Annotated in this window: 10 protein-coding genes; 8 read left to right on the top strand and 2 right to left on the bottom strand. The window is 70.8% G+C overall.

The features are described from left to right. Positions 1 to 51: 51 nt before the first annotated feature. Genes tkt through pgl form a run of 6 tightly spaced genes read left to right on the top strand, consistent with a single transcriptional unit; the run spans position 52 to position 8149 of the window. Positions 52 to 2148, top strand: a complete 2097-nt coding sequence (tkt, locus tag ACIQID_RS01675; protein ID WP_400281430.1) for a transketolase — start codon at positions 52 to 54, stop codon at positions 2146 to 2148. Next, the gene (gene tal, locus ACIQID_RS01670) at positions 2145 to 3257 is read left to right on the top strand and encodes a transaldolase (protein ID WP_400281427.1); all 1113 of its coding nucleotides are present in this window, start codon (positions 2145 to 2147) and stop codon (positions 3255 to 3257) included. The genes tkt and tal overlap by 4 nt, the downstream gene beginning before the upstream one ends. Beyond that, entirely contained in the window at positions 3254 to 4861 is a 1608-nt protein-coding gene (locus ACIQID_RS01665) for a glucose-6-phosphate isomerase (RefSeq protein ID WP_400281424.1), read from the top strand. Before tal ends, ACIQID_RS01665 begins: the two co-directional genes overlap by 4 nt. A gap of 20 nt (positions 4862 to 4881) precedes the next feature. Continuing rightward, entirely contained in the window at positions 4882 to 6432 is a 1551-nt protein-coding gene (gene zwf / locus ACIQID_RS01660; protein ID WP_312672300.1) for a glucose-6-phosphate dehydrogenase, read from the top strand. Continuing rightward, positions 6429 to 7364 (top strand): glucose-6-phosphate dehydrogenase assembly protein OpcA, encoded by a 936-nt coding sequence (locus ACIQID_RS01655; RefSeq protein WP_312672299.1) that lies wholly within the window; start codon positions 6429 to 6431, stop codon positions 7362 to 7364. Before zwf ends, ACIQID_RS01655 begins: the two co-directional genes overlap by 4 nt. Before the next feature lie 5 nt (positions 7365 to 7369). Beyond that, entirely contained in the window at positions 7370 to 8149 is a 780-nt protein-coding gene (gene pgl, locus ACIQID_RS01650; RefSeq protein WP_312672298.1) for a 6-phosphogluconolactonase, read from the top strand. Here pgl and ACIQID_RS01645 read toward each other — a convergent pair. Beyond that, the gene (locus tag ACIQID_RS01645; RefSeq protein WP_400285601.1) at positions 8143 to 9174 is read right to left on the bottom strand and encodes a DMT family transporter; all 1032 of its coding nucleotides are present in this window, start codon (positions 9172 to 9174) and stop codon (positions 8143 to 8145) included. The two genes, pgl and ACIQID_RS01645, sit on opposite strands and share 7 nt — an antisense overlap. A 61-nt stretch (positions 9175 to 9235) precedes the next feature. Between ACIQID_RS01645 and def the strand changes: the two genes are divergently transcribed. Together def and ACIQID_RS01635 are read left to right on the top strand one after the other, a co-directional pair. Next, complete coding sequence (gene def, locus ACIQID_RS01640; RefSeq protein WP_312672297.1) at positions 9236 to 9802, top strand: peptide deformylase; 567 nt, start codon at positions 9236 to 9238, stop codon at positions 9800 to 9802. 116 nt (positions 9803 to 9918) lie between these two features. Next, positions 9919 to 10434, top strand: a complete 516-nt coding sequence (locus tag ACIQID_RS01635; protein ID WP_136052491.1) for a hypothetical protein — start codon at positions 9919 to 9921, stop codon at positions 10432 to 10434. A 64-nt stretch (positions 10435 to 10498) separates the two neighbouring features. On the opposite strand, the gene ACIQID_RS01630 is transcribed toward ACIQID_RS01635, so the two are convergent. After that, the gene (locus ACIQID_RS01630) at positions 10499 to 11911 is read right to left on the bottom strand and encodes a PucR family transcriptional regulator (RefSeq protein WP_400281418.1); all 1413 of its coding nucleotides are present in this window, start codon (positions 11909 to 11911) and stop codon (positions 10499 to 10501) included. Positions 11912 to 11925: the final 14 nt, after the last annotated feature.

Raw genomic sequence — 11925 nt, 5'->3', positions numbered from 1 at the left:
GATGCGCCAGGGAATACCGGCGCCCTCGAAACTGTCGGAAAGGGCATGAACGTGTCGGAATTGCAGTGGGACGAGATCGATCGACGCGCGGTGGACACCGCCCGGATCCTGGCGGCCGATGCGGTCGAGAAGGTCGGCAACGGTCATCCCGGCACGGCGATGAGTCTGGCTCCCGCCGCCTATCTGCTCTACCAGCGGGTGCTGCGGCATGACCCGACCGACACCGACTGGCTCGGTCGCGACCGCTTCATCCTGTCGGTCGGCCACTCGTCGCTGACGCAGTACGTGCAGCTCTACCTGGGCGGGTTCGGGCTCGAGCTCGACGACCTCAAGGCACTCCGCACCTGGGGCTCGAAGACCCCCGGGCACCCCGAGTACGGCCACACCAAGGGCGTCGAGATCACCACGGGCCCGCTGGGCCAGGGCCTCGCCTCGGCAGTCGGCTTCGCGTACGCCGCCCGGTACGAGCGCGGGCTCTTCGACCCCGAGGCCGCAGCGGGCACGAGCCCGTTCGACCACTTCGTCTACGTGATCGCGGGCGACGGCGACCTGCAGGAGGGCGTCACCAGCGAGGCCTCCTCGCTCGCCGGCCACCAGCAGCTCGGCAACCTCATCGCGATCTACGACTCCAACCAGATCTCCATCGAGGACGACACGAACGTCGCCTTCACCGAGGACGTCGCCGCTCGCTACGAGGCTTACGGCTGGCACGTGCAGACCGTGGACTGGAAGAAGACCGGCGAGTACGTGGAGGACGTCGCCGAGCTCCACGCCGCGATCGAGGCGGCCAAGGGCGAGACCGACAAGCCGTCGCTCATCATCCTCAAGACCATCATCGGCTGGCCGGCTCCCGGCAAGCAGAACACGGGCAAGATCCACGGATCGGCGCTCGGAGCCGACGAGCTCGCCGCCACCAAGAAGGTCCTCGGGTTCGACCCGGAGCAGAGCTTCGTCGTCGCCGACGACGTGCTGGAGCGCACCCGCGGCCTCGCGGAGCGCGCCGCCGAGGCCCGCGCCACCTGGCAGGAGTCGTTCGACGCCTGGGCGGCCGCCAACCCCGAGCGCAAGGCCCTGCTCGACCGCGTCGAGGCGCACGAGCTCCCCGCCGACATCGCGGACGCGCTCCCGGTCTTCGAGGCCGGCAAGGACGTCTCCACCCGTGCCGCGTCCGGCCAGGTCATCAACGCGCTGGCGGCGCAGCTCCCCGAGCTCTGGGGCGGCTCCGCCGACCTGGCCGAGTCGAACCTCACGACGATCAAGGACGCGCCGTCGTTCATCCCCGCCGAGTGGTCGACCCACGAGTGGTCGGGCACCCCGTACGGCCGGGTGCTCCACTTCGGCATCCGCGAGCACGCGATGGGTGCGATCGTCAACGGCATCGTGCTGCACGGGCCCACGCGGGCCTTCGGGGGCACGTTCCTCATCTTCAGCGACTACATGCGTCCGGCCGTGCGCCTGGCCGCGCTGATGAACGTGCCGAGCGTCTTCGTCTGGACGCACGACTCCGTCGCCCTCGGCGAGGACGGCCCGACGCACCAGCCGATCGAGCAGCTCGCGACGCTGCGCGCGATCCCGAACCTGGCCGTCGTCCGTCCGGCCGACGCCAACGAGACGGCCGCCGTGTGGCTCGAGATCCTCCGGCGCCACGAGGGCCCGGCCGGCATCGCGCTGACCCGTCAGAACATCCCGGTGTTCCCCCGAGGCGAGGGCGAGGCTTCGGGCGATACCTTCGCCTCCGCCGCCCAGGCCGCCAAGGGCGCCTACGTCCTGGCCGAAGCCCCGGGCGGCACGCCGGACGTCATCATCGTGGCCACCGGCTCCGAGGTGCAGCTCGCGGTGAACGCCCGTGAGCTGCTCGCCGGCGAGGGCGTGAACGTCCGCGTCGTCTCCGCCCCCTCGCTGGAGTGGTTCGCGGAGCAGGACGAGGCCTACCGCGAGAGCGTGCTGCCGGCGTCCGTCACCGCCCGCGTCTCGGTCGAGGCCGGTTCCGTGCTCACGTGGCGCGGCATCGTCGGCGACCGCGGACGATCGGTCGGCATCGACCACTTCGGCGCCTCCGCCGACTACAAGACCCTCTTCGAGAAGTTCGGCATCACCACCGAGGCCGTCGTCGCGGCCGCCCGCGAGACCATCAAGGAGAACGCATGAGCACCCCCACCGCCCAGCTCGCCGCCGCCGGCGTCAGCATCTGGCTCGACGACCTCTCGCGCACCCGCATCTCCTCCGGCAACCTCGCCGAGCTGATCGCGTCGCGCAACGTCGTGGGCGTCACCACGAACCCGACCATCTTCGCGAACGCGATCACGGACAAGAACGACACGTCCTACGACGCGCAGGTCACCGAGCTCGCCGCGTCCGGAGCTTCCGCCGAGGACGCCGTGTTCGCCGCGACGACCCAGGACGTCCGTGCCGCGCTCGACGTCTTCCGCCCGGTGTGGGAGGAGTCCGGCCACGTCGACGGTCGCGTCTCGATCGAGGTCTCCCCCGACCTCGCCCACGACACCGACGGCACCGTGGCGCAGGCCAAGGAGCTGTGGAACCGGATCGACCGGCCCAACCTCCTCGTGAAGATCCCGGCGACCAAGGCCGGCCTCCCGGCCATCACCGAGGCCATCGCGAACGGCATCAGCGTCAACGTGACCCTCATCTTCAGCCTGGAGCGCTACGCCGAGGTCATCGACGCCTATCTGACGGGACTGGAGCGCGCGCACAGCGGCGACTTCGACCTGTCCAGCATCCACTCGGTCGCCTCGTTCTTCGTGTCCCGCGTCGACACCGAGACGGACAAGCGCCTGTCGGCGATCGGCACCCCCGAGGCGGAGGCTCTCAAGAGCAAGGCCGGTCTCGCGAACGCGCGCCTCGCGTACGAGCTCTTCGAGCAGAAGTTCGCCGAGAAGCGCGCGCAGGACCTCCTCGCGCTCGGCGCCAACCTCCAGCGTCCGCTGTGGGCCTCGACCGGCGTCAAGGACCCGAACCTCCCCGACACGCTGTACGTGACCGAACTGGTCGCCGACGGCGTCGTCAACACGATGCCGGAGAAGACCCTCGAGGCGACGTTCGACCACGCCGTCGTCACGGGAGACACCATCACCGGCGGCTACGAGGAGGCCCGCGAGGTCTTCGCCGGGCTCGCGGCGGTGGGCGTCGACTTCGACGCCGTGACCGAGGTGCTCGAGGAGGAGGGGGTCGCGAAGTTCATCGACTCCTGGCACGATCTGCTCGCACAGGTCACCGAGGCTCTGGAGGCACAGCGATGACCTTCGCCATCCACGCATCGGGCGCGGCGCGCGTCGCCATCGAGGAGACCGTGCCGGCCCTGGTCCACGACCTCGTCGCCTCCCGCATCACCGGTGGCGACGCCACGCTCTGGGGTCCCGCCGCCGAGGCCGAGGCTTCGGTCCGCCTCGGCTGGGTCGAGGCCGTCTCGGTCTCCCGCCCGCTGGTCGCGGAGATCGTCGCGCTGCGCGAGGAGCTCGCGGCGAAGGGCGTCACCCGCGTGGTGCTGGCCGGGATGGGCGGCTCGTCGCTCGCTCCCGAGGTCATCGCGCAGACGTCCGGCGTCCCGCTCACGATCCTCGACTCCACCGCCCCGGGGCAGGTGCTCGCCGCGCTCGACGAGGGTCTCGCCGAGACGGTCCTCGTCGTGTCGTCGAAATCGGGCTCCACGGTCGAGACCGACTCGCAGCGCCGGACCTTCGAGGCCGCCTTCCGCGACCTCGGCATCGATCCCACCGAGCGGATCGTCGTGGTCACCGACCCCGGCTCCCCGCTCGACACGTCGGCACGCGAGGCCGGCTACCGGGTCTTCAACGCCGACCCGAACGTGGGCGGCCGCTACTCGGCGCTGACCGCCTTCGGCCTCGTCCCGTCGGGACTCGCCGGCGTCGACATCGACGAGCTCCTGGACGAGGCCGAGGCCTCGATGCTCGAGGTGGCCGTGGACTCCGCCGACAACCCCGCGCTCCGTCTCGGAGCCGCGATCGCTGCCACCAGCCCCCGCCGCGACAAGCTGGGTCTGATCACCGACGGCACGCACATCAAGGGGCTGCCGGACTGGATCGAGCAGCTGATCGCCGAGTCCACCGGCAAGGAGGGCACGGGCATCCTGCCGGTCGTCCTGCTCCCGGTCTCGCCGGAGCTCGACCCGGTCCCCGCCGACCTCCAGATCGTGCGTCTCGTCGACGACGCCAACGAGTTCCACCTGCACGAGCGTCACGAGGGCGAGATCCTCGTCAGCGGCACGCTCGGCGCGCAGTTCATCGTCTGGGAGTACGCGACGGCCATCGCCGGGCATCTCCTCGGCATCAACCCGTTCGACCAGCCCGACGTCGAGTCGGCCAAGGTCGCCGCCCGGGGCCTGCTCGACGCGCGCCCGGAGCCCACGGCGCCCGCATTCGTCGAGAACGGCGTCGAGGTCCGGGTCTCCGACCCCGCCCTCGCCGCGTCGGGAACGGTCGAAGGCGTGCTGGACGCTCTCTGGGCCCAGCTCCCCGCCGACGGCTACGTGTCGATCCAGGCGTACGTCAACCGCCTCGAGGTGCCGCAGCTCCAGGGCCTGCGCGAGCTCGTCGCCGCCGATTCCGGGCGCCCGACCACGTTCGGCTGGGGACCGCGCTTCCTGCACTCCACGGGCCAGTACCACAAGGGCGGCCCCGCTCAGGGCGTGTTCCTGCAGATCCTGGAGCGCACGGACGTGGATCTCGAGATCCCCGACCGCCCGTTCACGTTCGGGCAGCTCATCCAGGCGCAGGCGGCCGGCGACGCGGGTGTGCTCGCGGAGCACGGACGGCCCGTCGTCTCGCTGACGATCACCGAGTCCTCGGACGACGTGCTCGCCCTCTTCGAAGCCGCACAGAAGTAACCGCAGGAGAGCCCCCACCGATGTCTGTACCCATCTCGCGCGGGCACAACCCGCTGCGCGACCCCGACGATCGTCGTCTCAACAGGATCGCGGGGCCGAGCGCCCTCGTGATCTTCGGCGTGACGGGTGATCTGTCCCGTAAGAAGCTCATGCCGGCGGTCTACGATCTCGCGAACCGAGGGCTGCTGCCGCCCGGCTTCGCGCTCGTGGGCTTCGCCCGCCGCGACTGGGAGGACCAGGACTTCGCCCAGGTCGTCTACGACGCGGTGAAGCAGCATGCCCGCACGCCGTTCCGCGAGGAGACCTGGACGCAGCTGCTCCAGGGCATCCGGTTCGTCTCCGGCGAGTTCGACAACCCCGACTCCTTCCGCAAGCTGCGGGAGACCGTCGAGAAGCTCGACGTGGAACGCGGGACCATGGGCAACCACGCCTACTACCTCTCGATCCCGCCGAAGGACTTCCCGCTCGTCGCGAAGCAGCTCAAGGACTCGGGTCTCGTGGGCGAGGACGCGGACGACGACGAGCGCTGGCGGCGCGTCGTCATCGAGAAGCCGTTCGGGCACGACCTCGAGTCGGCTCGCGCTCTCAACGCCGCCCTCGAGGTGGCGTTCCCCGCCGACTCGATCTTCCGCATCGACCACTACCTCGGCAAGGAGACGGTCCAGAACATCCTCGCGCTGCGCTTCGCCAACGAGCTGTACGAGCCGATCTGGAACCGCAACTACGTCGATCACGTGCAGATCACGATGGCCGAGGACATCGGCGTCGGCGGTCGCGCCGGGTACTACGACGGGATCGGCGCCGCACGCGACGTCATCCAGAACCACCTGCTCCAGCTCCTCGCGCTCACGGCGATGGAGGAGCCCATCAGCCTCTCCGCCGAGCATCTGCGGGCCGAGAAGGAGAAGGTCCTCGCCGCGGTGCACGTGCCGGAGGATCTCTCCCTCGCCACCGCGCGCGGGCAGTACGCCGGAGGCTGGCAGGGCGGCGAGAAGGTCACCGGCTTCCTCGACGAGGAGGGGATGGACCCCGAGTCGACGACGGAGACCTACGCGGCCATCAAGCTGGAGATCGACACCCGACGCTGGGCGGGCGTGCCGTTCTACCTGCGGACGGGCAAGCGCCTCGGACGTCGCGTGACGGAGATCGCCGTGGTGTTCAACCGTGCGCCGCAGCACCTGTTCGGCCGCGGCAACGCCTCGGAGCTCGGGCAGAACGCGCTCGTGATCCGCGTCCAGCCCGACGAGGGCGTGACGATCCGCTTCGGCTCGAAGGTGCCGGGCAACGGGACGAACGTCCGCGACGTGACGATGGACTTCGGCTACGGCCACGCGTTCACGGAGGCGAGCCCGGAGGCGTACGAGCGCCTGATCCTCGATGTCCTCCTGGGCGATCCGCCGCTGTTCCCGCGGCACGAGGAGGTCGAGCTCTCCTGGAAGATCCTCGACCCGGTGGAGAAGTACTGGGCCGCCCAGGGCGGTCCGGTGGAGCAGTACGCGCCCGGCTCGTGGGGACCGGCCTCGGCCGACGACCTGCTGGCCCGCGACGGACGAGTCTGGAGACGCCCGTGATCATCGACCTTCCCGACACGACCGTCAGCCAGGTCGCCAAGCAGCTCGTCAAGGTGCGCGAGGAGGGCGGCGCGGTCGCCCTCGGCCGTGTCCTCACCCTGGTCATCGCCGCCCGCAAGGGCGTCGCGGAAGCCGCGATCGACGCCGCGAACGACGCGTCGCGCGAGCACCCGATGCGTGTGATCGTGCTGACCACCGGCGACGGCGAGTCCCGCCTCGACGCGCAGATCCGCGTGGGCGGAGACGCCGGAGCGAGCGAGGTCGTCGTGCTGCACGCGCACGGCGACGCCGCGAGCAACGAGGAGAGCCTGCTCACCGGCCTGCTCCTCCCGGACGCCCCGGTGGTGGCGTGGTGGCCGGACGAGGCCCCCACCTCCCCCGCGACCTCGCCGCTCGGCCGCATCGCCCAGCGCCGGATCACCGACGCCGCCACGTCGCCGGATGTGCGCGACCGCCTCGCCCTCCTCGGGCGTACGCACGCCCCCGGCGACACCGACCTGGCCTGGACCCGTCTGACGCACTGGCGCGAGCAGCTCGCCGCGGTGCTGGACCAGCCGCCGTACGAGACCATCACCGCCGTCGAGGTCCGCGGCGGCAGCGCCTCGCCCTCCACCGCGCTGCTCGCGGCGTGGCTGCAGATGGCACTGGACGTGCCGGTGCGGTGGTCGTACGAGGACCCGGAGCACTGGCAGGAGGGCATCAAGTCGGTGCGCCTCACGCGGGAGTCCGGTGACATCCTTCTCGAGCGCCCGTCGCCCGGCGTGGCGGTGCTCACCCAGCCGGACCAGCCCGACCACGACCTCCACCTGCCGCGCCGGACGCTGCGCGAGTGCCTCGCGGAGGAGCTGCGCCGGCTCGACCCCGACGTCCTGTACGGTCGAGTGATCACGGAGGGCTGGGAGAAGCTCGGTCCGCCCGAGACAGGAGAGTGACCTCGATGCCGGGATCGTCCGCAGAGAAGCGGGTCGTGGTCGAAGCCACCCCCGCCGCCCTCGCCCTCCGGGTCGCCGATCGCTTCCTCACCCGTGTCCGCGCGCGGACGCGCAACGGCCGTCTGGCCCACGTCGCCCTCACGGGCGGGTCGATGGGCGGTGCCGTCCTGCGCGCCGTCCGGGAGAACCCGCGATCCGCCGAGATCGACTGGTCCCTCGTCCACTTCTGGTGGGGAGACGAGCGGTACGTGCCGCGGGACGATGCGGACCGGAACGCCCGGCAGTCCCGGGAGGCGCTGCTCGACCACATCGACGTCCCCGCGGACAACGTGCACGAGGTCGCCGGATCCGACAGCGGACTCGACCTCGATGAGGCCGCCGCCGCGTACGCCGCCGAGCTCGCCCGGTTCGGCACCGAGGACCATCCGTGGCCCTCGTTCGCCGTGTGCTTCCTCGGCGTCGGCCCCGACGGCCACATCGCCTCTCTCTTCCCGGATCGGGACGAGGTCACCGTGACCGACGCCGCGGCGCTCCCGGTGCGGGACTCCCCCAAGCCCCCGCCCGAGCGCGTCACCCTCACCCGTCCGGTGCTGAACGCGTCCAAGCGCGTCTGGCTCGTGCTCACGGGCGCCGACAAGGCCTCGGCGCTGGGCCTCGCCCTCGCCGGCGCGAGCTACACGAGCGTGCCGGCAGCAGGGGCGAAGGGGCGCAAGCGCACGGTCTTCTTCGTCGACGAGGCGGCGGCCTCCGAGGTCTCCCCCGACCTCATCGACCAGGCCTACTGAGCGTCGGGGTCGCGCATCTCCGGGGCGTCCGCGCGCTCCGGAGCGCTCGGGGCCGGCGGGGCGACCGGGTCGCTGCCTCGGGTGATGCCGAGGTCCTGGCTCTCGCTGAGGACCTGCGGGTGGAACCGGGCGAGCCCGACGACGCCCCAGACGGCGATGCTGCCGGCGACGCCGAAGATGATGAAGACCCACCACGGGGCCGCCGCGGCCTCGCCGAGCACGAGCATGCCGATGAGCACGGCCACCATGGGGTCGACCACGGTCAGACCGGCGATGACGAGGTCCGGTGGTCCGGAGCTGTAGGCCGTCTGCACGAAGTAGGCGCCCACGGCTCCCGCCGAGAGGAGCGCGAGCAGGCAGACCGCGGTGATCCACTCGAACTGGCCCGCCTCGATGCGCTTGATGATGACCTTCGCGAGGGTGGCGACGAAGCCGTAGAGGATGCCGGCGCCGATGATGTAGAACAGCGCCCGCATCCGGTGCCGGAGGATGAGCCAGCACGCCCCGAGCACGATGATCACGACGAGCAGGATCGCGAGGATGACGAACAGCTCGCGGTCCGTGACCTCCTTCTCCGTGGCGTAGATCGCGGCGAAGAACACGAACAGGAAGATGCCGCCGACGCAGGCGATGATCGCGGTGAGGGATTGCCGCGTGGGGGCGTGACCGGAGACGCGGGCGTTCAGCAGCGTCGTGATGACCAGGGCGATGGCGCCGAGCGGCTGCACCACGATCAGCGGCGCTTTCACGAGGGCCGCGAGCTGACAGACGATCGCGAGACCCAGCATGAGCGTCCCGACCACCCAGGACGGGCGCGTGAACAGGCGCTTGAGCTGATCGAAGCTGAGGCCGGCGGCGCCGTCGGAGCCGCTGAGCCGCTCGACCTTCTCCACGCCCCGGTGCTGGTACTGCGCGCCGAGCGACATGAACACGGCACCGGCGAGAGCCAGCGGGATCCCCAGGAGCAGGCCGGGGTTCTGGAACGCTCCGACCAGCTGGTCGCCGACGTCCTCGACCGTCCCCATCCACACCCCTGCGCTCACAGTACGACCCTACCCGGAGAGTGGCGCCGACTAGGGTTGTGACGTGGCTGTCCTTCCGATTCGCATCATGGGCGATCCCGTCCTGCACTCCCCCGCCTCCCCCGTCGAGGCGATCACCGACGAGATCCGCACCCTCGTCGCCGACATGTTCGAGACCATGGACGCCGCGCCCGGCGTCGGCCTCGCCGCTCCCCAGGTGGGGGTACCGCTGCGGATCTACACGTACTCCTATGTCGACGACGACGACCAGCCGTGGCGCGGTGTGCTCATCAATCCGGAACTGTGGATGACGCCGACGGAACCGGGCGCACCGGACCCCGAGCTGGAGTCCGAGGGCTGCCTGTCGTTCCCCGGCGAGCGGTTCCCGCTGCGCCGGTCCGACCGCGTGCGGGTGACGGCGACGGACCTGGACGGCGGACCGGTCGCGCTGGAGGTGGACGGCTGGCGCGCTCGGATCATGCAGCACGAGTTCGATCATCTGGACGGCGTGCTCTACATCGACCGTCTCTCGGACTCCGACTGGAAGACGACGCAGAAGATCGCGCGCAAGCGCGGCTGGGGGCGTCCGGGGGCCAGTTGGCTCCCCGGTGTGGACGACCTGGAGGGCTGATCACATTCAGCCCACGCACAGCATCCTTCAAGTTGCGTCATAGACTCCGGGCACTATAGCGTGTTCGCGGCGGGGATATTCAGCATGCCCCGCGTCACGCTCTGAAGGGGAAATCCATGATGAAGTCGCGCACCCGTCGCGCACTCGTGCTCACCGGTTCGGCCGTCGCCGTCTCGCTCGCTCTCACCGGTTGCAGCGCGATCAACAGCATCCTCGGCGGCGGTCGCGCCGACGCCGACCGCGACGAGGAGACCGGCCAGGTCACCGAGAGCGCGAACATCGACGTCTTCTCGGTGAAGCTCGGCGACTGCATGCTCGAGACCGGCTCCGGGATGCTCACCGACGCGAACGTCGTGCCGTGCTCCGAGCCCCACGACGAAGAGGTCTTCTACGAGATCAAGATGGACGACGGCGACTACTCCGAGGAGGCCATCGGCGCCGCGTCCGAGGACTGCATCGGCGACGCGTACACGTCCTTCGTCGGTGTCTCCTACCAGGAGTCCGCTCTGGACGTGACCACGCTCACCCCCAGCAAGGACTCGTGGGAGCAGGCCAACGACCGCGTGATCCAGTGCATCATCATCGACCCCGCCGGACAGGTCGAGGGATCGCTCAAGGGCGCCGCACGCTGATCTGAGCGCACCTTCACGGAGGGCTCCGCCACGAGGCGGGGCCCTTCGTCGTCCGTGCCACGGTTCAGCCGTCCGCAGCACGGAGGGCGAGCCACGCCGCGACGCGGTCGTCCGGATCGGACAGCGAGAGCCCCGTGAGGTCCTCGATCCGTCGGACGCGGGTCGTCAGCGTCTGCCGGTGGATGCGCAGTCGCGCGGCGCTCTCGCTCCACGCCCCGTTGCACGCGAGGAACACCCGGAGCGTCTCGAGGAGCTCGGCCGACCGCTCGGCCGCGCGCAGCGGGTCGAGCAGACGCGCGAGGCGCGTGGTCTGATCCGGGTCCAGCGCCGCGAGAACGAACGACACCGTCGGGATGGTCTCGTAGCGGACCACGCGTTCGCCGCCGGTGCGCGCGGCTTCGCAGGCGTGCCGCGCCTCGTCGATGCTGCGCGCGAGGGCATCGGTACCCGCCGGGCGTCCGAGACCGAGATAGAGGGTCGAGGCGAACGCCCTGGCGCGATGCGCGATCTGGTCGGCATGGTCCTCGCGCACGACACCCTGGACGATTCCCCGTTGCGACGTGAAGACGTGCTCGGCGCCGAGCTCGTCGAGCCAGAGGCCGAGCAGATGCTCGACGTCGACACCACTCGTGCGGGATGCGAGCGCGAAGCCCACCAGCACGCGCTCGTGCACCCCCCAGCGGCGGAGCAGACGAGTGGCCTCCTCCCCTCCCTCGCGGACGGTCTCGAACATCATCGAGCGGCCGAGGCGCTCCAGCTGGCTGCTGTCCCGGGTGCGCATCAGGAGATCGAGTAACGCCGCGGCCTGCGAGCTCAGTTCCCGACCGCGGCCGGAGCTGTCGTTGCGCGGAGCGGTCACGAGCTGCGCGGTGATGTCCTGGCCCGGACCGACCGGGTGCACCTGCAGGGCGCGATGGCGCACCCGCACCGGTCGGCCGACGGCGACGGCGATCGCATCGTCGATGTGCAGGCTTCCTGCTCCCGCGGTCGTGATGACCTCGCCATGCCGATCCAGGAGCACCGCCCACCCGTCGATGCGGTGCGCGAGCTCCGCGATGACGCCGGTGATGCCGCTGCGCCGCGCCGCCAGCGTGAGCACACGCATCGCCGAGGTGATGGCGCGAGCCTCCGCCGCCTGATCGACGGCGAGGAGCGAGGTCAGCGTCGGTACCACCAGCGGCGGCGACAGGGGGACCCCGACGATCGCCGTGATCCCCGCGTCCCGCAGAGCCTCGCGAAGGCGGGGGCTGTCGGCGCTCGTGACCACCACGGTCTCCCCCAGCGCGGCGCGGTGGTCGCCGGCGACGCCGAGGAGCGCGGCCTCCTCGGCCACGACGAGCGTCGCATGGAGCGGATCCACCGGCGGACCGAAGTCGTCGAGGGGAAGAACCGCGTTGACGGGCCGCGCACCGGGGACGGCGCCGGGCAGCAGCTCCGCGCGGAGATATCGGGCCACGGAGGCGACGTCACGAGCCACCCTCCGATCATACA

Source organism: Microbacterium sp. NPDC091676, from assembly GCF_044756645.1.
Taxonomy (GTDB): domain Bacteria; phylum Actinomycetota; class Actinomycetes; order Actinomycetales; family Microbacteriaceae; genus Microbacterium; species Microbacterium paraoxydans_D.
The sequence above is the reverse complement of the archived record's forward strand: the minus strand, read 5'-3'. Positions and strand labels throughout refer to the sequence as shown.